Origin of the sequence: Rhizobium sp. Leaf384, from assembly GCF_001424065.1 — a bacterium.
Taxonomy (GTDB): Bacteria; Pseudomonadota; Alphaproteobacteria; order Rhizobiales; family Rhizobiaceae; genus Ferranicluibacter.
Genome location: NZ_LMQE01000005.1, coordinates 1,006,635 through 1,028,979, shown reverse-complemented (window position 1 = coordinate 1,028,979; position 22,345 = coordinate 1,006,635). Strand labels below are relative to the sequence as shown.

The following is a 22,345-nucleotide window of genomic DNA, read 5'->3' as shown; positions in this document are numbered from 1 at the left end:
GGTATGGGTTTTCTCTGGACGAGCGCCGACCTGATGGCTGCCATGCATGGTCGCCCGGTTGGCAATCTGCCGCAGGGCATCACGGGCATCTCGATCGACAGCCGCGCCATTGGCAAGGGCGAGGCCTTCTTCGCGATCAAGGGCGATCGCGTGGACGGGCATGACTATGCAGGCTTTGCGATCGCCAATGGCGCGTCGCTGCTGGTGGTCAGTGAAGGCAAGCTGCCGGCGCTCGGGCGCCTGATTGCGCCGATGATCGTCGTCGACGACGTTCTCGCCGCCATGGTGCGGCTCGGCTGTGCTGCCCGCGACCGCAGTGCCGCCAAGATCATTGCCGTGACGGGCTCCGTCGGCAAGACGACCACCAAGGAGATGCTGCGGCATGCCCTCTCTCCGGGCGCGCGCGTGCACGCGTCGGTCGCGTCCTTCAACAATCACTGGGGTGTGCCGCTGACGCTGGCGCGCATGCCGGAAGCGACGGACTACGGCATTTTCGAAATCGGGATGAACCATCCGAACGAGATCCGGCCTCTGGTGCGTATGGTGCGTCCGCAGGTGGCCATCATCACGACGATCGCACCGGCGCATCTCGGCAATTTCCGTGATCTGGACGAGATCGCGCTGGCGAAGGCCGAGATCATGGAAGGCCTGGTCGACGGTGGTCACATCCTTCTCAATCGCGACAATGCGCAGTTCGGCACCTTGGCAAAGGCGGCGTCGATGCTCGGCGTTTCCTCCATGCACACCTTCGGCGTCGATCAACGTGCCGATTTCCGCATGATCGAGTACGCGGCGACGCCGGAAGGCGGCACGCTCTGGGCCATGATCGATGGTCGCACGCTCGAGATCCCGATCGGGACGCCCGGTCGCCACATCGCCGAGAACGCCCTAGCCGTGCTCGGGGCAGCCTCGCTCGTCGGCGCGGATCTCGACACGGTCATCGCGTCGTTCGCCACGCTCCAGCCGGAAAAGGGCCGGGGCGAACGTCACCGCCTGGCCGTTGGAGCCGGCACGCTGACGCTGATCGACGAGAGCTACAACGCCAATCCGGCCTCCATGCGGGCGGCGATTGCCCTTCTGGGCGAGACGGAGCTCGGTGCGGATGGGGGCAGACGCATCGCCATTCTCGGCGACATGCTGGAGATGGGCGATCATTCGGCCAAGGCCCACGCGGCGCTGGCCGGACCGCTGATCGAGCAGGGGATCGACACGATCTGGCTGGCAGGCCCCGACATGACGCATTTGCGGGATGCTCTGCCGGACACGGTGTCGGTCGTCCACTGCGACGCGGTCGATGATCTGCGCAATCATGCGGTCGCCTCGGTGCGGGCCGGCGACGTCGTCATGATCAAATCCTCCAAGGGCACCGGCTGCGGGCGGATCGTCCAGGCGCTCCTCGATACATTCCCGGCGCAGGCCGAAACGGAGCAGGCGATCTAAGCCGCGCTCCACCTTTTTTCCGGCTGGACGGCCGGTCTCCTTCCCTGGTCGGGAAGGGGTGTCGACATCGAAATATCGGGGAAGGGTCCCTCATGCTCATCTGGCTTGTCGAACTGGCGGACCATTTCCAGTTTTTCAATCTGTTCCGGTACATCACGTTCCGCACCGGCGCGGCGTTGTTCACCTCCGCCATGATCGTCTTCCTTTTCGGGCCGAAAATGATCTCGTCGCTGCGCGTGCGCCAGGGCCGGGGGCAGCCGATCCGGGCCGACGGCCCGCAGACCCACTTCAAGAAGGCGGGAACGCCGACCATGGGTGGCCTGATGATCCTTGCGGGGATTGTGGTCTCGTCGCTGCTCTGGGCCGATCTCTCCAGTGTCTATGTCGTCTCGACCTTGCTGGTCACGCTCGGTTTCGGCGCTATCGGCTTTTACGACGACTATCTCAAGGTCACGAAACAGTCGGACAAGGGCTTTTCGGGCAAGGCGCGCCTCGGGATCGAGTTCGCGGTCGCCGCCGTCGCTGTCTTCTTCATGATGCGCGCCGCGATCTCCGCGGGAACGGCGGGCTCGACCTTCGGGTCGTCGCTGACCTTCCCGTTCCTCAAGGACTTCACGCTCAACCTCGGCTATTTCTTCGTTCTGTTCGGCGGCTTCGTCATCGTGGGGGCCGGCAATGCCGTGAACCTGACGGACGGTCTCGATGGTCTCGCCATCGTGCCGGTCATGATCGCCGCAGCCTCGTTCGGCGTCATCGCCTATCTCGCCGGCAACGCCGTCTTTGCCAATTACCTGCAGATCCACTTCGTGCCCGGCACGGGCGAACTGGCCGTCATTCTGGGCGCCGTCATCGGAGCAGGTCTCGGTTTTCTGTGGTTCAATGCGCCGCCGGCCGCCATCTTCATGGGCGATACCGGTTCGCTCGCGCTCGGTGGCCTCATCGGCACCGTCGCCGTCGCCACCAAGCACGAGATCGTCATGGTCATCATCGGCGGCCTCTTCGTCATGGAAACGCTGTCGGTGATCATCCAAGTCTTCTGGTTCAAGCGCACCGGTCGTCGCGTCTTTCTCATGGCGCCGATCCACCACCATTTTGAAAAGAAGGGTTGGACCGAGAGCCAAGTCGTCATCCGGTTCTGGATCATCGCCGTCGTGCTCGCCATGGTCGGCCTCTCCACCCTGAAGCTGCGGTAAGTCGATGATCCCCGTCACCTCCCTTCGCGGCGGCGCGGTCGCTCTTTTCGGTCTGGGAGGCTCCGGGCTTGCTACGGCGCGCGCTCTGGTGGCCGGCGGGGCAACGGTGACGGCCTGGGACGACAATGCCGAGAGCGTGGCCAAAGCCGCTGCAGAGGGGATCGGCACCGGCGATCTCCGAACGATGGACTGGTCCTCCTTCGCCGCCTTTATTCTGTCGCCGGGCGTGCCGCTGACCCATCCAAAGCCGCACTGGACGGTCGATCTCGCGCGCAGTGCAGGCGTCGAGGTGATCGGCGATGTCGAGCTGTTTTCCCGCGAACGGCGCGCGCGTGCGCCCGAGGCGCCGCTGATCGCCATCACCGGCACCAATGGGAAGTCGACCACGACGGCGCTGATCGCCCACATCCTTTCGGCAAGCGGCCGGGATACGCAGCTTGGCGGCAATATCGGAACGGCGGTGCTGACGCTCGATCCTCCGACGACGAACCGCTTCTACGTGGTCGAGTGCTCGTCCTATCAAATCGACCTGTCGCCGTCGCTCGAACCGACCGCCGGAATCCTTCTGAACCTCACGCCCGACCATATCGACAGGCACGGGACGATGGAGAATTACGCGGCCGTTAAAGAGCGCCTCGTCGCCGCGAGCCAGACGGCGATCATCGGCGTGGATGATGCCTGGTGCGAAGCCATCGCGGACCGCGTGGCACTTGCCGGTCGTCCGGTGATCCGCATTGCCCGGCACCGATCGCTCGGCGATGGGTATTATGCGCAGGATGGGTCCGTCATGCGCGCCGAGGCCGGGCTCTCCGAAGTCTTTGCCGAGCTTTCGGAAATCGCAACGCTGCGGGGCAGCCATAACGGGCAGAACGCGGCGGCGGCGATCGCCGCCTGTCTCGCGGTCGGCGTGTCCAAGGCGGAGATCGTTTCCGGGCTCGCATCCTTCCCGGGCCTGAAGCACCGTATGCAGCCAGTCGCCATGCTCCGCGACGTCACCTTCGTCAACGACAGCAAGGCGACGAATGCCGAGGCTGCGGCGCCCGCCCTCTCGAGCTTCGAGCGCATCTACTGGATTGCCGGCGGCGTGCCGAAAGAGGGCGGCATCGCGTCGCTCTCGTCTTTCTTTCCCAAGATCGCCAAGGCCTATCTCATCGGCCGCGCCGCCGACGAATTCGCGACGACGCTCGGCGACCGCGTGCCGTTCGAGCGGTCGCAGACACTGGAAAAGGCCGTGGCGGATGCCGCGGCGGATGCAGCCCGAGACGGATCGCCGGCGGCTGTGCTCCTGTCACCGGCTTGCGCAAGCTTCGACCAGTACAAGAACTTCGAGATGCGCGGGGATGCCTTTGTCGCCCATGTGGCCGCACTTCCCGGCGTGACCATGCTCATTTGACGACCGTGGCGATGTCGATCGCCGCGGACGAACGGTTTACGGCGCAAGCGCGCACTTTGACGAGGACGAAGACATGGTGAGTCGTGCGGAGCGAGGCCCGGTGGCCGATTGGTTCTGGACCATCGACAGGTTCTTCCTGGCGACGTTCATTCTGTTGATGGGCATCGGTTTCATGCTGTCCTTCGCCGCCAGCCCGGCCGTTGCCGAGCGTCTGGGGCTCGACAGCTTCCACTTCGTCAAGCGTCAGGCAGCCTTCCTCATCCCGTCGCTGATGGTCATGATCGGGCTCTCGTTCCTGACGCCCCGTCAGGTGCGGCGCACGGCGATCGTCATTCTCGTCGCCGCCATCGCGATGATGATCCTCGCGCTGTTCTTCGGGGTCGAGATCAAGGGGTCGCGCCGCTGGTTCTCGATCGGGCCGATCGGCATCCAGCCGTCCGAATTCATGAAGCCCGCCTTCGTCATCGTCTGCGCCTGGCTCTTTTCCGAGCATGCGCGCCAGCCGGAAATTCCCGGCAATCTCTTCGCGATCCTGCTCTACGGGATCGTTGCGACGCTGCTGATCGCTCAGCCCGACCTCGGCCAGACGATCCTTACGACCGCCGTCTGGGGTGGCATGTTCTTCATGGCGGGCATGCCCTGGCTCTGGATCGTCGTTCTCGGCGGGTCCGCCGTCGGCGGTCTCGTCGTTGCCTACACGCTGCTCCCGCACGTGGCCGGCCGCATCGACCGGTTCATGACGGGCGAGGGCGATACCTTCCAGGTGGACACGGCGCGCGAGGCGATCATCCGCGGCGACTGGCTGGGCCAGGGGCCGGGCGAAGGGATTATCAAGCGGATCATTCCCGACAGCCATACCGACTTCATCTTCTCGGTCGCGGCCGAGGAGTTCGGCATTGTCTTCTGCATGGTCATCGTCGCCATCTTCTCGTTCCTCGTCATGCGCGGGCTCAGCCACGCCTTCCGCGAGCGCAACGACTTCAACCGCTTCGCGGTGGCGGGTCTCGTGCTGCAGATCGGCATCCAGTCCATCATCAATGTCGGGGTGAATCTCGAACTGCTCCCGGCCAAGGGCATGACGCTGCCCCTGATCTCCTACGGCGGATCGTCGATGATCGCGATCTGCGTCACGGCCGGCTTCATCCTGGCCCTGACACGTCATCGCCCGGAAAAGCGGGCGCTGGAGCGCAGCCTCTTCCGGACCGGAGCCCCGGTCGCGGCCGAGTAGAGATACGGTCGGGCGAGGGACGTGCGGCGCGCCTGCACCGGTCCAAATCCACAGCGTCGCGCGTCGCTCCGACACGCGGCGCTGTCGTCTCTTCCGGCAAAGTGTCCATCCAAAGGAAAACCCGTCACGATTTTCGACATTGTGCGGTAGTAGATATCAAAGTGTCCGATTTTGACACATAGCTGCGCAGTTTCGCGCAACCCGTTTCGGACTGGAGGTCTCGAGTGTTGACCAAGGGCATCGTCATGCTAGCCGCCGGAGGTACCGGCGGTCATCTTTTTCCAGCCGAGGCGCTTGCGCACGAACTGGCCGCACTGGACTTCACGGTTCACCTGATCACGGATCACCGCGCCGAGCGCTATGCGGATTCCTTTCCTGCAGACCGTATCCATGTGGTGCGTTCCGCGACGATCGGCTCCCGCAACCCGGTCAAGGTTGCCTCCTCGCTCTGGCAGTTGTGGGCGGGACTGCGCGAAGCGCGGGGCATCATCAAGGCGTTTGCGCCGAAGGTCGTCGTCGGCTTCGGCGGATATCCGACCGTGCCGCCGCTGCTCGCCGCCAGCCGTCTGCGCATTCCCACCATCATCCACGAGCAGAACGCCGTCATGGGACGTGCGAACAAGGGCCTTGCCGGACGGGTCACCGCGATCGCCGGCGGTTTCCTCCCGGAGACGGATGGTCGCTATGCGCGCAAGACGGTGACGACCGGCAATCCCGTCCGTCCCGCCGTGCTTGAGGCCGCCGATGTGCCCTACACGGCGTCCGGCGCCGGCGAACCGTTCCGTCTCGTCGTGTTCGGGGGCAGCCAGGGTGCTCAGTTCTTCTCCAAGGCGATCCCGGCCGCCATTGCCCTGCTCGAGCCCGAATTGCGCGCCCGGCTGCATGTCACGCAACAGGCCCGCCCCGAAGATCTGGACGGCGCGCGAACGGCCATGTCCAAATTCGAGCTGAGCTCGGAAATCTCCCCTTTCTTCACCGACATGGCGGGCCGCATTGCGGCGGCGCATCTGCTTGTCTGCCGCTCCGGCGCATCGACCGTGTCGGAGATCGCCGTCATCGGCCGGCCGTCCATCCTGGTGCCCTATCCGTTCGCGCTCGATCATGACCAGGCGGCCAATGCTGCGGCTCTGGCCGAGACGGGCGCCGCGCGACTGGTGCCGCAGAAGGACCTGACCCCGGAGGTCCTGGCGTCGTTCATCCGCGACGCGATGAACAGCCCGGAGAGCATGGCCGAGATGGCGACCAGCGCCAAGGCTGCCGGCCGTCCGGACGCCGCGCGCTTGCTTGCCGGCATGGTAGAGGCTATTGCCAGCGGCCAGACGATTGCCCAATTCAAGGAAAAGCGCTCATGAAACTGCCGCAGACGATCGGTCTCGTCCATTTTATCGGTATCGGCGGGATCGGGATGAGCGGCATCGCGGAAGTGCTGCACAACCTGGGTCACCGGGTTCAGGGATCCGATCAATCCGAAAGCGCCAACGTCCAGCGGTTGCGTGAAAAGGGCATCGAGGTGTTTGTCGGTCACAAGGCCGAAAACCTCGGGGAATCCGAAGTCGTCGTCGTGTCGACCGCGATCAAGAAGACCAATCCGGAACTGATCGCGGCCCGCGAGAAGCTGCTGCCGGTCGTGCGCCGTGCCGAGATGCTGGCCGAGCTCATGCGCTTTCGCAGCTCGATCGCCATCGGCGGCACGCATGGCAAGACGACAACGACCTCGATGGTCGCGGCCCTGCTGGAGGCGGGCGGTCTCGATCCGACCGTCATCAATGGCGGGATCATCAACGCCTACGGGACCAATGCCCGCATGGGCGCCGGCGAATGGATGGTCGTCGAAGCCGACGAGTCCGACGGGACGTTCCTGAAGCTGCCGGCCGACGTCGCCGTGGTGACGAACATCGATCCGGAACATCTCGACCATTACGGCACCTTCGACCAGGTGCGGGCGGCGTTCCGTCAATTCGTCGAGAACGTGCCGTTCTACGGCTTCGGCGTCATGTGTCTCGATCATCCCGAAGTCCAGACGATGGTCTCCAAGATCGAGGACCGCAAGGTCATCACCTATGGCGAGAACCCGCAGGCCGACGTTCGTTTCTTCAATATCCGCATGGACGGCGCGACATCGATCTTCGACGTTGCCATCCGTCGCCGGCGCACCGGCCAGCTGATCGAGCTGAAAGACCTGCGCCTGCCGATGCCGGGTCGTCACAACGTCTCGAATGCAACAGCCGCGATTGCCGTTGCGAACCGGCTCGGCATGAAGCCCGAGGATATCGCCAAGGGGCTTGCATCCTTCGGGGGCGTGAAGCGGCGGTTCACCTTCACCGGCGAATGGAACAATGTGCGGATCTACGACGATTACGGGCATCATCCGGTCGAGATCAAGGCCGTACTGCGGGCGGCACGCGAAGCCTGCCAGGGCCGAATCATCGCCGTCCACCAGCCGCACCGTTTTTCCCGCCTGCAGAGCCTGTTCGAGGATTTCGCAGCCTGCTTCAACGATGCCGACACGATTCTCCTGTCGCCGGTCTATTCGGCCGGTGAGGAGCCGATCGACGGGGTTTCCTCGCAGGAGCTGGTTTCCCGCATCAAAGCCGGGGGACATCGCGATGCGCGGTATATCGAGGGGCCGGAAGCCCTTGCGCCTCTGGTCTCCACCATTGCACAACCCGGTGACTTCGTGGTTCTTTTGGGCGCCGGCAGCATTACCTACTGGGCTGCCGCACTGCCGAAGGAACTGGCGGACATCACAGCGCAGGGGACAGGACGGGACGCATGAAACAGGTCGACGGAACAAGGCTGCTCGCATCGCTCGGCGACGGCGTGAACGCGCTGCGGGGACGGCTGACGCCGGATGCCCCCATGGACCGCGTGACATGGTTCCGCGCCGGCGGGCTGGCCGAGCTCATGTTCCAGCCGCATGACGTCGATGACCTCGTGACCTTCCTCAAGCTCGTTCCGCAGGAGGTTCCGGTGATGGTGGCCGGCGTCGGGTCCAACCTGCTGGTGCGGGATGGCGGTATCCCGGGTGTCGTCATCCGTCTGTCGGCCAAGGGCTTTGGCGATGTAGAGCTGGCCGGCGAAAACCGCGTCGTCGCCGGAGCGATCTGCCCGGACAAGAACCTTGCGGCGATGACGCTCGATCACGGGATCGGGGGCTTCTTCTTCTATTACGGCATTCCAGGCACCGTCGGCGGCGCCTTGCGCATGAACGCCGGCGCAAACGGCGGCGAGACCCGGGAGCGGGTCGTCGAAGTGCACGCCGTGGACCGGCAGGGCGAGAAGCACGTGCTCAGCAATGCCGACATGGGCTACAGCTACCGCCATTCGAGCGCGCCGAAAGACCTGATCTTCACGCATGCCGTGTTCGAAGGCTTTCCGGAAGACAAGGCGAAGATCCGCGCCGACATGGATGCCGTGCGCCAGCACCGGGAGACGGTCCAGCCGATTCGCGAGAAGACCGGGGGATCGACGTTCAAGAACCCCGAAGGACATTCGGCCTGGAAGCTGATCGACGAGGCCGGCTGCCGCGGCATGATGATCGGCGGCGCCCAGATGTCGCCCATGCACTGCAACTTCATGATCAATACGGGGCAGGCGAGCGGCTACGAACTCGAATATCTCGGCGAGACCGTGCGCCAGCGCGTGATGGAGCATTCCGGCATCAAGCTCGAATGGGAGATCAAGCGGATCGGATCGTTCATGGCGGGTTACGAAGTGCGGGAATTTCTGGGCCGGGCGACGGTGTGACCGCGGCAACCGCGTGCTGCTCGTTCATGGCGAGCGCGTTGAGCCTCTGCCGTTTTCCCTGACGGCTTCTTAAGGGAAGCGATCTGGATCTCTCTTGAAAAGGCCGCGATGTCAGGGACATCGCGGCCTTTTTGCGTGTTCTGAGTCTGCTTGAAGTCAGACTTCGTGTTTGCCCGACAGCAGGATGCAGACGAGCGTGATGACGGCGGCAAACAGCACGTAATAGCCAACGGCGGTCATGCCGTAGGTCGCCTGCAGATAGGTGGCGATGTAGGGCGCAAGCGAGGCGCCGAAGATGCCGGCAAAGTTGAAGGTGATGGACGAGCCGGTATAGCGGACATTGGTGGGGAAGGGTGCTGCCAACGCCGTTCCGATCAGGCCGTAGGTCACGCCCATCAGCGCCATTCCGATGACGACGAAGAGAACGACGCTCGCTTCGCCGCTTGTCAGAAGACCCGGGAGGAAGAAGGAGAAGATGCCGATCAGCACGGTAACGCCGATCAGGATCTCGCGTCGGCCGAACCGCTCAGCGAGCTTGCCGGCGATCGGGATGAAGATGCCGAAGAGCACCGCGCCGAGCAGCTGGATTTCCAGAGCATCGAGGAAGGGCATCTTCAGGACCTTGATGTTGTAGGACAGCAGATAGGCCGAGCCGATGTAGAACAGGACGAATGTCGCGAGGGCCACGAAGGTGCCGAGAACGAGGCTTCTCTTGTGGTTGCGGAAGAGCTCGACCACGGGAACCTGAACGCGCTCATGGCTGTCGATGGCCTTCTGGAAGGCCGGCGTCTCGGTGATGGAGAGACGGACCCACAAGCCGACGGCGATCAGGAGGATCGAGGCGATGAAGGGCACGCGCCATCCCCAGCTCAAGAGCGCCTCCTGCGACATGACATGGAGCAACAGCCAGAATACGCCGGACGACAGAAACAGGCCGACGGGCGCGCCGAGCTGCGGGAACATGCCGTACCAGCTCTTCTTGCCTTCGGGCGCATTTTCCGTCGCGAGGAGAACCGCTCCGCCCCATTCGCCACCAAGGCCGAAGCCCTGGCCGAATCGGCACAATGCGAGGAGCAGCGGTGCGAGAACACCGATCGATTCGTAGGAGGGCAGCAAGCCGATGACCACCGTGGAAATGCCCATGGTGAGAAGGGCTGCCACGAGCGTGGTCTTGCGGCCGACCCGGTCGCCATAATGGCCGAACACGACCGCACCGAGCGGTCGGGCGAAGAAGGCGATCGAGAAGGTGGCGAAGGATGCAAGGAGCGCCGTCGTCGGATCATTGTTCGGGAAGAACAGTGTCGGGAAAACGAGGACGGCCGCCGTCGCGTAGACGTAGAAATCGAAAAATTCGATGGTGGTGCCGACGAGGCTCGCCAGGAGCACGCGAGCCGGGGAATTGATAGCGCGTGCATCCAAGCCATCTGCCTTCGCCGATACCGGAGATATCGCGTTGCTCATGATCTTGTCCGTATTGAGAATCTGCCACCCTTATAGGTAGCTGCGGGCTACATAGAGCAAGTTAATGTCGGAAGAAACCCTGTTTGCGCAACAATATGACGCCAGTTCCGGCTGTAGCACATGAGATGCAATCCTGACGCATAGCGGGGCAGGCGCGTCGGCATTGCGATGCCTAGCCGTTGGGCGAAAGCGATGGTGAACGCGGCCTCGACCTCGGCAGAAGCCCCGGAAGGCGTCGGAGCCATGCAGATCGGATGGCGTGCCATTTTCGTCACAGACACGGTGTTCGCAGCAGCAAGCTGTGCGTCGAGGGATCTCCCGCGTTCCGGTTAACGAAAGTAAACGGTTCGTTAACCTTAATGACGCTTTAGTGAGCGCAGGCAGGCATGCATCGAGTCGGGAGTCCCCAACCGGTCGCTTTGCCGCCACGTGAACGAGAAGAAATGGCAGGGGTTTTCATGAGTGGCAAACACGTTGCCGTGTTGATGGGGGGCTTCTCGTCGGAGCGGCCGGTCAGCCTGTCCTCGGGCGCCGCCTGTGCCGATGCGCTGGAAGCCTTCGGTTACCGCGTGACCCGCGTCGATGTGGATCGCGATGTCGCGACCGTTCTGGGTGCGCTTCGCCCCGACGTGGCGTTCAACGCGCTGCACGGCCCCTTCGGCGAAGACGGGACGATCCAGGGAATCCTGGAATATCTCGAGATCCCCTACACGCATTCGGGCGTTCTCGCCTCGTCGCTGGCAATGGACAAGGCCCAGGCGAAGATCGTTGCGAAGGCTGCGGGCATCCCGGTCGCCGAAGCGAAAATCATGGATCGTCACGATTTCGGCACGGATCATCCCATTCCCACGCCCTATGTGGTGAAGCCGGTCCGGGAAGGATCGAGCTTCGGTGTCGTGATCGTCCAGAAGGACCAGTCGCATCCGCCGCAGGTGATCACCTCCAGCGGCTGGCGATACGGCGATCTCGTCATGGTCGAACGCTACATCCCCGGCCGCGAATTCACGTGCGGCGTCATGGGCGGCGAGGCGCTGGCCGTGACCGAGATCATTCCCCAAGGCCATACGTTCTACGACTATGATGCAAAATATGCCAAGGGCGGCTCTACGCACGTCATTCCGGCGGAAATTTTACCGAATATTTACCAAAACATTCAAAGACTGGCCGTTGCGGCACATCATGCGATGGGGTGCCGTGGTGTCAGCCGCTCCGACTTCCGCCTCGACGACAGCTCCTCGGGAGAGAGCGAGCTGATCTGGCTCGAAATCAACACGCAGCCGGGCATGACCCCGACATCGCTGGTTCCGGAAATGGCGGTTCAGGCCGGCCATTCCTTTGGTGAGTTCCTCAGCTGGATCGTGGAGGATGCGTCGTGTTTGCGTTGAGAGGTCGTTTCCAGAATCGGGTTCGGGCGCCACAGGAATACCGCGATATGGATGGCCATGTCGTTCTGCCGCGTCCGCTGCGGCGCGTTGCCCGCTTCTTCGTTGCCCTGGGGACGGGTCGCATCCATTTCGCCCCCCACACCGGCACCGTCTCGGCGCTGGCCCTGTTTGCGGCCACCGGTTTCTACGGCATGGCCATTGGCGGGCACACCCCCGAGGTCGCCAAGGCGACCACGACGGCTGCCGGATTTGCCATCGAAGACGTCAAGATTTCCGGCAACGACCAGACGTCGGAAATCGACATTCTCCAGGAGATCGGTCTGGACGGTGCGACCTCGCTCGTTGCGCTCGATATCGACGCGGCCCGCAAGGCGATCGCCAAGATGCCCTGGGTCGAAGAGGTGACGGTTCGCAAGGTCTATCCCGGCACGGTCGAGGTCAATCTGAAGGAACGCAAGGCCTTCGGCATCTGGCAGCACGGCTCCGACCTGTCTCTCATCGAAAAGAGCGGCAGCGTCATCGCCCCGCTGCGGGACAACAAGTTTGCCGAACTGCCCTTGTTCGTCGGCCGGGATGCGGAAACGGCTGCGGCCGGTTTCTATGCCCGCTTTGCTGACTGGCCGGAAATCGCCGGCCGCGTGAAAGCCTATGTCCGTGTTGCCGGTCGCCGTTGGGACCTGATCCTCGACAACGGCGTGATGGTCAAGCTCCCCGAGCAGGATCTCGACCGCGCCATGCAGGTGCTGTCCACGATGGAGGAGGGCCAGCAGCTGCTGGAACGCGACATCGCCGCCGTCGATCTTCGTCTTGAAGATCGCACCACCATACAACTGACCCCCGGCGCCGCTGAGCGCCGACAGGTCGCCCTAGAAGCCCGTACCAAGCAGCTCAAGAAACTCGAGAGCCAAGAGGACCGCATATGAGCCTGTTCGGTTCGTCGCATTTCGGCCTGCCGCGTCTGAAGCCCCTGTCGGCGAAGCGATCGCATATCGTTTCGGTTCTCGACATCGGTTCCACGAAGGTCGTCTGCATGATCGGCCGCCTGACACCGCGCGCCGAAAGCCAGATCCTGCCCGGTCGCACCCATGCGATCGAGGTCATCGGTCTTGGTCACCACAAGTCGCATGGCATGAAGAACGGCGTGATCGCCGATCTGGATGCAGCCGAAAGCGTCGTCCGCCTTGCGGTCGACGCGGCGGAGCGCATGGCAGGCCTGACCATCGACAGCCTGATCGTCAACGTGTCCGCAGGTCGCCTGCAGAGCGACATCTATACGGCCTCGGTCGACCTGGGTGGCCAGGAAGTCGATGCCGCGGATCTGAAGCGGGTCCTTGCCGCAGCAGGCCAGCGCTCGCAGCGTCAGGATCGCGTCATTCTCCATTCGCTGCCGACGGGCTTCTCGCTCGACGGCGAACGCGGCATCCGCGACCCGCTCGCCATGTTCGGAGACAGCCTCGGCGTCGACATGCATGTGCTGACGGCCGAGCGTGCGGCGTTGAAAAACCTCGAGCTCTGCATCAACCGGGCGCATCTTTCGGTCGAAGGTATCGTCGCGACGCCGTATGCCAGCGGCCTTTCGGCCCTGGTGGACGACGAGGTCGAACTCGGCTGCGCCTGCATCGACATGGGCGGCGGGACGACGACGATCTCGGTGTTTGCAGAAGGCAAGCTCGTGCATGCCGATGCCGTGAGCCTTGGCGGGCATCATGTAACGACGGATCTTGCACGCGGCCTTTCGACCCGAATCGAAGATGCTGAGCGGCTGAAGGTCGTGCATGGCTCGGCCATGCCGAACGACGCCGACGAGCGGGAGATGGTGACCGTTCCCCCGATCGGCGAGGACGACCGCGACCAGCCGACCCATGTGCCGCGTGCGCTGGTCTCGCGAATCGTCCGTGCCCGCGTCGAAGAAACGCTCGAACTGATTCGCGACCGCATCCAGCGCTCCGGCTTCTCGCCGATCGTCGGCAAGCGTGTCGTCCTGACGGGTGGCGGAAGCCAGCTGACGGGTCTGCCGGAAGCGGCGCGCCGCATTCTTGCCCGCAACGTGCGGATTGGTCGTCCCCTCGGCGTGTCCGGCCTTCCGCCGGCGGCCAAGGGTCCGGCCTTCTCCACGGCTGTCGGCCTGATGATCTATCCGCAGGTCGCCGAGATGGAGACGCATGCCGCCCAGGGCGGGATGCTGTCGTCGCTCGGCGGCGGCGACAGCCGCATCGCCCGAATGGGGCAGTGGCTGAAAGAGAGTTTCTAGGTTCGCGTAAGGTAGGACCGCCATAAGAGTGAATTGAGATTTGGTCGGCTCGGCAAGGCGACCAGAAACCAGGAAGGAACGGGTAACATGACCATCAACTTGCAGAAGCCGGATATCACCGAGCTCAAGCCCCGCATCACCGTTATCGGTGTCGGCGGCGGCGGCGGCAACGCCGTCAACAACATGATCACCGCTGGCCTCCAGGGCGTCGACTTCGTCGTTGCCAACACGGACGCCCAGGCGCTGACCATGACCAAGGCCGAACGAATCATCCAGATGGGTGTGGCCGTCACCGAAGGTCTCGGCGCGGGTTCGCAGCCGGAAGTCGGTCGCGCCGCCGCCGAAGAGTGCATCGATGAAATCATCGATCATCTCTCCGGCACGCATATGTGCTTCGTCACTGCCGGCATGGGCGGCGGCACGGGGACGGGCGCTGCTCCGGTTGTCGCGCAGGCCGCGCGCAACAAGGGTATCCTGACGGTCGGCGTCGTGACCAAGCCCTTCCACTTCGAAGGCCAGCGCCGCATGCGTCTTGCCGATCAGGGCATCGCCGAACTGCAGAAGTCGGTCGACACGCTGATCGTCATCCCCAACCAGAACCTCTTCCGCATCGCCAACGACAAGACCACCTTTGCCGACGCCTTCGCGATGGCCGACCAGGTGCTCTATTCGGGCGTTGCCTGCATTACCGACCTGATGGTCAAGGAAGGCCTCATCAACCTCGACTTCGCCGATGTTCGCTCGGTGATGCGCGAAATGGGCCGTGCGATGATGGGAACCGGCGAAGCGTCGGGCGATGGCCGCGCCATGGCCGCTGCCGAAGCCGCGATTGCCAACCCGCTGCTCGACGAAACATCGATGAAGGGTGCGCAGGGCCTCCTGATCTCGATCACGGGTGGTCGCGACATGACGCTGTTCGAAGTCGACGAAGCTGCGACGCGCATTCGCGAAGAGGTCGATCCGGACGCCAACATCATTCTCGGCGCGACGTTCGACGAAGAGCTCGAAGGCATGATTCGTGTCTCCGTTGTTGCAACCGGTATCGATCGTACGGCCGCGGAGGTGGCCGATCGTACGGCTAGCTTTCGCCCGGTAGCCTCCAAGCCCGCCGCACGTCCGGCAGCTCCGGCCGCAGCACCTGCCATGCAGGCTCAGCCTGCACCGGTGATGCAGCAGCCGGCACCTCAGCCGCAGGCACCGCAGGCCGATCATATCGCCGAAGCCATCCGCCAGGCCGAAATCGAACGCGAGCTCCTGATCCAGGCGCGCGCTGCCGAAAAGGCGCAGGACGACTTCCGTCCGCAGAGCAAGCTGTTTGCCGGCGCTGCACCGGAAGCTGCACCCGTCATGCGGGCTCCGGCACCCCAGGCCCCGATGCAGGCCGCTCCGGCGGAGATGCCGGTGTACCAGCAGCCGATGCAGGCCGCGCCGGTTCACCCCCAGCACGGCCACGGCCAGCCGCTTCATGCCCAGCAGGCACAGGCGCCCTACATGCAGCATGAGCCGATGGCCCAGCGTCACGAACCGGCTCCGATGATGCGTCAGCCGGAACAGGTTCGCATGCCCAAGGTCGAGGACTTCCCGCCGATGGTGAAGGCCGAAGCCGAGCACCGGTCGCAGCCGGCCGCTGCGCATCACGAAGAGCGTGGTCCGATGGGCCTTCTCAAGCGAATCACCAATTCGCTCGGCCGCCGCGAAGAGGAAGATCATTCCGTCGCGTCGGACATGACCTCGGGAGCACCGAGCGCTGCATCGCAGCAGCGCCGTCCGCTTTCGCCCGAGGCGAGCGTCTACGCACCGCGTCGCGGTGCGCTCGACGAACGCGGCCGCGTGAACCCGCAGCCGCGTGCGCAGGACGACGATCAGCTCGAGATTCCGGCGTTCCTTCGCCGTCAGTCGAACTGATTTTACACCCGTCTTCTACCTTGCCGGAACGCCTGGGCTCCAAGCCCAGGCTTTTCCGTTTTTGCAGCGTATTTGCAATGGGATAGTTACGGAAGAAGAAGCGTTACAAAGCGAAAGAAACAGTGATTTGGAATGGCCGGACGGGGGCTTTATCTTCACCATAGAAAGTCTGCAGATATGCGGCTCCTGATCGCGTCGAAGGATGGGGGCGGCACGTTGGACTTGCCGTCGAGAGGTTGACCCGGGGCTCAAAGACGTATCTTGCAGGCACGGAATAAAGGCGGTTCGCCGCCAGAATTGTGAAAGTGAAGAGTATGGGACTGGGAATTGGACTGCTGGGGTTTCAGACGACGATTGCCGAACAGGTCAGCCTGAGCGGCACGGGCGTGCATTCCGGTACCGACGTTTCGATCACCTTCCATCCCGCAGAGGCCAATACGGGCATCGTCTTCCAGCGTGTGGAGGGCGAGCGTGTTCTCGGTGAATATCGCGCCGTTTCCTCCAATGTCGGCAATACGGATCTCTGCACCATTCTCGGCACGTCGCCGGCCACCTGGATCGCCACGATCGAGCATGTGATGGCTGCCATCTATGCCATCGGCATCGACAATCTTCTGGTCGAGGTCCACGGCGCCGAGATGCCGATCATGGACGGCAGCTCCGCGCCGTTCATCGAGGCCATCGAGCAGACGGGAATCAAGGCGCTGGCGGTCAAGCGGCGCTACATTCGCATCCTGAAGCCGGTGCGCATCGAGCACGGCGCCTCCTGGTCCGAGTTCCTGCCCTATGACGGCGGCATGCGGTTCGAGGTGGAGATCGATTTCGATACGCCTCTGATCGGTCGCCAGTCCTGGAGGGGCGACATGACGGCGGCAACGTTCAAGAACGAGCTGTCGCGGGCGCGCACCTTCGGCTTCATGCGCGACGTCGAGCGGATGTGGGCAGCCGGCCGCGGCCTCGGTTCTTCGCTCGAGAACTCCGTCGTCATTGCCGACGATCATACGGTCATCAATGTCGAAGGGCTGCGCTACGCAAAGGACGAGTTCGTCCGGCACAAGACGCTCGATGCGGTCGGTGACCTGGCGCTTGCTGGCCTGCCGTTCATCGGCTGCTATCGCTCCTATCGCGGCGGTCACAAGATGAATGCCAATGCGCTCCAGGCGCTGTTCAGCGATCCCACCGCCTACGAGATCGTCGAAACGGCCATGCCGCGGACCCGGCTCCCGCGGGAGAAGCAGGTCGCGGGCGCGTCCGAACTTTCGGCCTGACGCACAGTTTACCATCGGAGTTGCCTTAAAGCCGGTCATATGACCGGCTTTTTCATGGACGTGATGCCACAAAATTGCGTTATTCGATCACCATGACGTTGCGGACTTGTTCTAGTATGATCTAGAACCGCATGGTCGGCGGCGGGGCAGCTGCCACTCGAGTTGGGATGTTCTGATGGCTTTTGCAGACGGCTTCGAATGGAAGACGATCACGCGTGTTGCGATGGTCTCGCTTGTCGCGGCGACGACGAGCATCGCGGTGACGGCTTGCCAGAACGATCCCGACATCGACATCACCAAGCTCTCCGCGGAAACCGATCCGCCCGACGTGCTCTACAATCAGGGTCTTGCCAACCTGAATGCCGGCAAGACGACGGAAGCCGCGCGCAAGTTCGACGCGATCGACAAGCAGCAGCCGTTCTCCGAATACGCCCGCAAGGCGCTGGTGATGAAGGCCTTCGTCAATTACCGGCAGGGTCAGAACCAGGACGCGATCAACGCGGCCACCCGCTATCTCAATCTCTATCCCGAGTCCGAAGACGCGGCCTACGCGCAGTACATTCTCGGTCTTGCCTATTCCAAGCAGATCCCGACGGTCACGCAGGACCAGAAGCCCGCCTTCAAGACGATCGAGGCAATGCAGGTCGTCGTCGATAAGTATCCGAACTCGGAATATGTCGAGGATGCGCAGGCGAAGATCCGTTATGCAAAGGATCAGCTGGCCGGCAAGGAAATGCAGGTCGGGCGCTATTATCTGGAGCGCAAGGAATATCTGGCCGCCGTCACCCGGTTCCGCACCGTGGTCGAGCGGTATTCCGGCACGAACCAGGTCGAGGAGGCGCTGGCGCGTCTCGTCGAAAGCTACTTTGCCATGGGGATTACCAGCGAGGCGCAGACGGCTGCCGCCGTTCTCGGGCACAATTATCCTGACAGCCAGTGGTATGCCGACAGCTACAAGCTTCTGCAGACCAACGGGCTCGAGCCGCGCGAGAATGGCGGATCCTGGATTTCCCGGGCCGGCAAGAAGATCCTCGGCGTCTGATCCGAAAGAACAGAAGACCGAATGCTTTCACAGCTCTCGATCCGCGATATCGTCCTGATCGAACGGCTTGACCTGTCCTTCGATGCAGGCCTCTCGGTTCTGACCGGCGAGACCGGGGCGGGCAAGTCCATCCTGCTCGACAGTCTCTCGCTGGCCCTCGGCGGGCGAGGGGACGGGTCGCTCGTGCGGCATGGCGGCGACAAAGGGCAGGTGACCGCGGTCTTCGACGTCGCGGCCGACCATCCCGCCCGTCTTCTCGTGCGCGAAAACGGCATCGATGACGATGGCGATCTGATCTTCCGGCGCGTGCAGTCGTCCGACGGCCGGACCAAGGCCTATGTCAATGACCAGCCGGTCTCCGTTCAGCTCCTGCGGCAGGCAGGGCAGCGGCTCGTGGAAATTCATGGACAGCACGACGATCGCGCACTCGTGGATACCCACGCGCACCGCCTCCTGCTGGATGCCTTCGGTGGCCTGACGGCGGAGGCCGAGACCGTCGGGGATCTCTTCCGGATCTGGCGGGACGCAGAGCGCGGGCTGAAGCGTCATCGCGAAAAGGTCGATGCCGCTGCGCGGGAAGCCGATTATCTGCGCGCCGCCGTGGAAGAGCTCGAAGCCCTTTCGCCGCTGGATGGCGAAGAAGACGAACTTGCCGAGCGCCGGGCGACGATGATGAAATCCGAGCGCATCGCCTCCGATATCAGCGAGGCCAGCGATTTCCTGAATGGCAATGCCTCTCCCGTGCCGCAGATCGCCTCATTGGTGCGCCGGCTGGAGCGCAAGAGCCATGAGGCGCCGGGCCTGCTGGAAGAAACGGTCAACTTGCTCGATCTCGCGCTCAATCACCTGTCTGACGCGCAGATGGCGGTGGAGGCGGCGCTCCGGCGGACGGAGTACGATCCGAAGGAGCTGGAACGGGTCGAGGAGCGGCTGTTTGCGCTGAGGGCCGCCGCACGCAAATATTCGGTACCCGTCACCGAGCTTCCGGCTCTGGCCGTGCGCATGATCACCAGCGTGGCCGATCTGGATGCGGGCGAGGAGAAGCTGAAGCAGTTCGAGGCGCAGGTCGCTATTGCGCGGGCCGATTTCGATGCGGCGGCAGCTGCCCTTTCATCCAAGCGGCACAATACGGCGAGCGCGCTTTCCGAAGCTGTGATGGCGGAGCTGCCGGCGCTCAAGCTGGAACGCGCACGCTTCATGGCCGAGGTTGCGAGCGACCCGACGCAGCTCACGGCCGAGGGCATCGATGTCGTCGAGTTCCATGTCCAGACCAACCCCGGCACCCGGCCGGGCCCGATCATGAAGGTCGCTTCGGGGGGCGAGCTTTCGCGCTTCCTGCTGGCTCTGAAGGTCGCGCTCGCCGACCGCGGATCCGCGCCGACGCTCGTCTTCGACGAGATCGACACGGGCGTCGGCGGCGCGGTCGCCGATGCGATCGGCCAGCGGCTCAAGCGGCTGTCGAAGACGGTCCAGGTTCTCTCCGTCACCCATGCGCCGCAGGTGGCGGCGCGGGCGGCGACGCATCTCCTGATCTCGAAGGGACCGTCCGAGAAATCCTCGGAGACGATCGCGACGCGGGTGGCGCGCATGGACGACAAGGCCCGCACGGAGGAGATTGCCCGGATGCTCGCGGGCGCCTCGATCACCGAGGAAGCGCGGGCGGCTGCGGCAAAGCTGCTGGCGGGCGGCGGCTGAGGCTCGAGCCGCTTTTCTCAAGCATTCTTAAGTTCTTGCGCAAGAGCGCCTGCGCTTTGGATCCCCACCGACATCCTCTTCTCAAAAGGGCGATTTTCGCTACAACACTCCCGACAGCAGGAGTGACCGCCATGACCGATACGAAGCCCGTGGATGCGCTGAGCGAAGCCGATGCCGTGGAGGAGCTGGCGTTCCTGGCCTCCGAGCTTGCCCGTCACGATGCGCTCTATCATGGCAAAGACCAGCCGGAGATATCGGACGCCGACTATGACGCCCTGAAGCGGCGCAACGGAGAGATCGAGGCGCGGTTTCCCGATCTCGTGCGGCCCGACAGTCCCTCCGGCAAGGTCGGCGCTGCGCCGTCGGGACTGTTTCAGCAGGTCACGCATGCCCGTCCCATGCTGTCGCTCGACAACGTGTTTTCCGACGAGGACGTGAACGACTTCATTGCCAGCGTCTACCGGTTCCTCGGCCGGCTGCCGGATGATTCCATCGCGTTCACGGCCGAGCCGAAGATCGACGGCCTTTCCATGTCGCTGCGATACGAGAAGCGCAAGCTGGTCACGGCCGCCACGCGCGGGGACGGCACGACGGGCGAGAATGTGACCGCGAACATCCGGACGATTGCCGAGATCCCGCAGACGCTTCCGAAGGGCGCGCCCGACGTGGTGGAGGTGCGCGGCGAGGTCTACATGGCCAAAAGCGACTTTCTTGCGCTGAACGCGCAGATGGAGGCCGAAGGCCGGCAGACCTATGTCAATCCGCGCAACACGGCTGCGGGTTCGCTTCGCCAGCTCGATCCCGCGATCACCGCGACGCGGAAGCTGCGCTTCTTCGCCTATGCCTGGGGCGAGATGTCGGACATGCCGTCGGACACGCAGTCCGGCATGGTCGAGGCCCTGCAAGGGTGGGGGTTCCCGGTCAATCCGCTGACGCAACGCCTGACATCCGTTGCCGACATCCTCGATCACTATCGGCAGATCGGCCTGCAGCGACCGGAGCTCGATTACGACATCGACGGTGTTGTCTACAAGGTGGACGATCTTGGCTTGCAGCGGCGGCTCGGCTTCCGTTCGCGCTCGCCGCGCTGGGCGACGGCGCACAAGTTTCCGGCCGAACAGGCGTTCACGATCCTCACCGCCATCGACATTCAGGTCGGACGGACCGGCGCCCTGACGCCCGTGGCGCGCCTCGTGCCGGTCACGGTCGGCGGCGTGGTCGTCACCAACGCCACGCTGCACAACGAGGATTACATCAAGGGCATCGGCAATGCCGGCCAGCCGTTGCGCGAGGGACGCGATATCCGCCTCGGCGATACCGTCATCGTCCAGCGTGCAGGCGACGTCATCCCGCAGATCGTGGATATCGTCGAAGAAAAGCGGGACGCGTCCAGCGCGCCTTATGTTTTCCCCAAGACCTGTCCCGTCTGTGGCAGCCATGCCGTGCGGGAGGTCAACGAGAAGACCGGCAAGGTCGATTCGGTCACGCGGTGCACGGGCGGCTTCGTCTGCCGCGCCCAGGCGGTCGAGCATCTCAAGCACTTCGTCTCGCGCAACGCCTTCGATATCGAAGGCTTCGGAGCCAAGCAGATCGACTTCTTTTTTGCCGTCGAAGATCCGTCGCTGTCCATCCGAACCGCGCCCGACATCTTCACGCTGGAGAAACGGCAGCAGGCCTCGTTGTCCAAGCTCGAAAATATCGACGGCTTCGGAAAGGTCAGCGTTCGCAAGCTGTACGAGGCAATCGACGAGCGCCGGCAGGTGGCGCTCTCGCGCTTCATCTATGCGCTCGGCATCCGCCATGTCGGTGAGACCACCGCAAAGCTTCTGGCCCGATCGTACGGAACCTACAGGGATTTCGACACGGCGATGCGGGCAGCGGGCGAGCCGGGTGCGGAGGCCTGGGACGATCTCAACCGCATCGATGGCATAGGTGAAGTGGTCGCACGGGCCATCGTGGAGTTCTACAAGGAAGACCGCAACAGAGCCGTGGTCGATCGCCTCCTTGAGGAGGTGACGCCGCTCGATGCGGAAGCGCCGTCCGGCGCGGGTAGCCCGGTCGCCGGCAAGACGGTGGTCTTTACCGGCTCCCTCGAGAAATTCACGCGGGACGAGGCAAAGGCTCGGGCGGAGAGTCTCGGTGCCAAGGTGTCCGGATCGGTGTCCAAAAAGACGGATATCCTCGTTGCGGGTCCCGGCGCGGGCTCTAAGCTCGAGAAGGCGCGGGAACTCGGCGTCGAGACCATGGACGAGGACGAGTGGCTCGCCTTGATTGGCGGGTAAGAGACATCCGAACTGTCCTGAACCCGATTATTTGACATCGGCGTCGCCTTTGAAT

16 protein-coding genes are annotated in these 22,345 nt (G+C 63.6%); 15 read left to right on the top strand and 1 reads right to left on the bottom strand.

The features are described 5' to 3' along the window. Positions 1-3: 3 nt before the first annotated feature. The 7 genes from ASG25_RS13115 to murB all read left to right on the top strand — a co-directional run bounded on the left by ASG25_RS13115 (position 4) and on the right by murB (position 9,001). Positions 4-1,440, top strand: coding sequence for a UDP-N-acetylmuramoylalanyl-D-glutamyl-2,6-diaminopimelate--D-alanyl-D-alanine ligase (locus ASG25_RS13115; protein ID WP_062474174.1), 1,437 nt, complete (start codon positions 4-6; stop codon positions 1,438-1,440). Positions 1,441-1,532: 92 nt separating this feature from the next. Further along, positions 1,533-2,633, top strand: coding sequence for a phospho-N-acetylmuramoyl-pentapeptide-transferase (mraY, locus tag ASG25_RS13110; protein WP_062474172.1), 1,101 nt, complete (start codon positions 1,533-1,535; stop codon positions 2,631-2,633). 4 nt (positions 2,634-2,637) lie between these two features. Then, complete coding sequence (murD, locus tag ASG25_RS13105; RefSeq protein WP_062474170.1) at positions 2,638-4,026, top strand: UDP-N-acetylmuramoyl-L-alanine--D-glutamate ligase; 1,389 nt, start codon at positions 2,638-2,640, stop codon at positions 4,024-4,026. Positions 4,027-4,099: 73 nt separating this feature from the next. Further along, complete coding sequence (ftsW, locus tag ASG25_RS13100; protein ID WP_062474168.1) at positions 4,100-5,254, top strand: putative lipid II flippase FtsW; 1,155 nt, start codon at positions 4,100-4,102, stop codon at positions 5,252-5,254. A gap of 227 nt (positions 5,255-5,481) precedes the next feature. Further along, the gene (gene murG / locus ASG25_RS13095; RefSeq protein ID WP_062474611.1) at positions 5,482-6,606 is read left to right on the top strand and encodes an undecaprenyldiphospho-muramoylpentapeptide beta-N-acetylglucosaminyltransferase; all 1,125 of its coding nucleotides are present in this window, start codon (positions 5,482-5,484) and stop codon (positions 6,604-6,606) included. Continuing rightward, positions 6,603-8,030 (top strand): UDP-N-acetylmuramate--L-alanine ligase, encoded by a 1,428-nt coding sequence (murC, locus tag ASG25_RS13090; RefSeq protein ID WP_062474166.1) that lies wholly within the window; start codon positions 6,603-6,605, stop codon positions 8,028-8,030. The genes murG and murC overlap by 4 nt, the downstream gene beginning before the upstream one ends. Beyond that, a complete protein-coding gene (gene murB, locus ASG25_RS13085) occupies positions 8,027-9,001 on the top strand; it encodes a UDP-N-acetylmuramate dehydrogenase (protein ID WP_062474164.1) in 975 nt (324 codons plus the stop codon). The genes murC and murB overlap by 4 nt, the downstream gene beginning before the upstream one ends. Before the next feature lie 156 nt (positions 9,002-9,157). Here murB and ASG25_RS13080 read toward each other — a convergent pair whose 3' ends face one another. Continuing rightward, positions 9,158-10,462 carry an MFS transporter gene (locus tag ASG25_RS13080; protein ID WP_062474162.1) on the bottom strand — a complete coding sequence of 435 codons (1,305 nt, stop codon included), beginning with the start codon at positions 10,460-10,462 and terminating at the stop codon, positions 9,158-9,160. 458 nt (positions 10,463-10,920) lie between these two features. Here ASG25_RS13080 and ASG25_RS13075 point away from each other — a divergent pair, with 458 nt between their 5' ends. The 8 genes from ASG25_RS13075 (at position 10,921) to ligA (ending at position 22,290) form a co-directional block, all read left to right on the top strand. Then, complete coding sequence (locus ASG25_RS13075) at positions 10,921-11,847, top strand: D-alanine--D-alanine ligase (RefSeq protein WP_062474610.1); 927 nt, start codon at positions 10,921-10,923, stop codon at positions 11,845-11,847. A 47-nt stretch (positions 11,848-11,894) separates the two neighbouring features. Next, on the top strand, positions 11,895-12,770 hold the full coding sequence (locus tag ASG25_RS13070; protein ID WP_162241405.1) for a cell division protein FtsQ/DivIB: 876 nt from the start codon (positions 11,895-11,897) through the stop codon (positions 12,768-12,770). Then, positions 12,767-14,098: a cell division protein FtsA gene (ftsA, locus tag ASG25_RS13065; protein ID WP_062474158.1), complete on the top strand. Its 1,332-nt coding sequence runs from the start codon at positions 12,767-12,769 to the stop codon at positions 14,096-14,098. The genes ASG25_RS13070 and ftsA overlap by 4 nt, the downstream gene beginning before the upstream one ends. A gap of 87 nt (positions 14,099-14,185) precedes the next feature. Then, complete coding sequence (gene ftsZ, locus ASG25_RS13060; protein ID WP_062474155.1) at positions 14,186-16,003, top strand: cell division protein FtsZ; 1,818 nt, start codon at positions 14,186-14,188, stop codon at positions 16,001-16,003. A 320-nt stretch (positions 16,004-16,323) separates the two neighbouring features. Then, positions 16,324-17,271 carry a UDP-3-O-acyl-N-acetylglucosamine deacetylase gene (lpxC, locus tag ASG25_RS13055; RefSeq protein WP_062474609.1) on the top strand — a complete coding sequence of 316 codons (948 nt, stop codon included), beginning with the start codon at positions 16,324-16,326 and terminating at the stop codon, positions 17,269-17,271. Between the two features lie 223 nt (positions 17,272-17,494). Continuing rightward, positions 17,495-18,313: an outer membrane protein assembly factor BamD gene (locus ASG25_RS13050; protein WP_244475317.1), complete on the top strand. Its 819-nt coding sequence runs from the start codon at positions 17,495-17,497 to the stop codon at positions 18,311-18,313. A 21-nt stretch (positions 18,314-18,334) separates the two neighbouring features. Beyond that, entirely contained in the window at positions 18,335-20,008 is a 1,674-nt protein-coding gene (gene recN, locus ASG25_RS13045; protein WP_062474151.1) for a DNA repair protein RecN, read from the top strand. 131 nt (positions 20,009-20,139) lie between these two features. After that, on the top strand, positions 20,140-22,290 hold the full coding sequence (gene ligA, locus ASG25_RS13040) for an NAD-dependent DNA ligase LigA (protein WP_062474149.1): 2,151 nt from the start codon (positions 20,140-20,142) through the stop codon (positions 22,288-22,290). Positions 22,291-22,345: the final 55 nt, after the last annotated feature.

Coding starts and splice junctions, on each gene's coding strand:
- recN (WP_062474151.1), top strand. CDS start 18,335: ATGCTTTCACAGCTCTCGATCCGCGATATCGTCCTGATCGAACGGCTT.
- murC (WP_062474166.1), top strand. CDS start 6,603: ATGAAACTGCCGCAGACGATCGGTCTCGTCCATTTTATCGGTATCGGC.
- ASG25_RS13115 (WP_062474174.1), top strand. CDS start 4: ATGGGTTTTCTCTGGACGAGCGCCGACCTGATGGCTGCCATGCATGGT.
- ftsA (WP_062474158.1), top strand. CDS start 12,767: ATGAGCCTGTTCGGTTCGTCGCATTTCGGCCTGCCGCGTCTGAAGCCC.
- ligA (WP_062474149.1), top strand. CDS start 20,140: ATGACCGATACGAAGCCCGTGGATGCGCTGAGCGAAGCCGATGCCGTG.
- ftsZ (WP_062474155.1), top strand. CDS start 14,186: ATGACCATCAACTTGCAGAAGCCGGATATCACCGAGCTCAAGCCCCGC.
- ftsW (WP_062474168.1), top strand. CDS start 4,100: ATGGTGAGTCGTGCGGAGCGAGGCCCGGTGGCCGATTGGTTCTGGACC.
- ASG25_RS13050 (WP_244475317.1), top strand. CDS start 17,495: ATGGTCTCGCTTGTCGCGGCGACGACGAGCATCGCGGTGACGGCTTGC.
- ASG25_RS13070 (WP_162241405.1), top strand. CDS start 11,895: ATGGATGGCCATGTCGTTCTGCCGCGTCCGCTGCGGCGCGTTGCCCGC.
- ASG25_RS13075 (WP_062474610.1), top strand. CDS start 10,921: ATGAGTGGCAAACACGTTGCCGTGTTGATGGGGGGCTTCTCGTCGGAG.
- mraY (WP_062474172.1), top strand. CDS start 1,533: ATGCTCATCTGGCTTGTCGAACTGGCGGACCATTTCCAGTTTTTCAAT.
- ASG25_RS13080 (WP_062474162.1), bottom strand. CDS start 10,462: ATGAGCAACGCGATATCTCCGGTATCGGCGAAGGCAGATGGCTTGGAT.
- murB (WP_062474164.1), top strand. CDS start 8,027: ATGAAACAGGTCGACGGAACAAGGCTGCTCGCATCGCTCGGCGACGGC.
- murD (WP_062474170.1), top strand. CDS start 2,638: ATGATCCCCGTCACCTCCCTTCGCGGCGGCGCGGTCGCTCTTTTCGGT.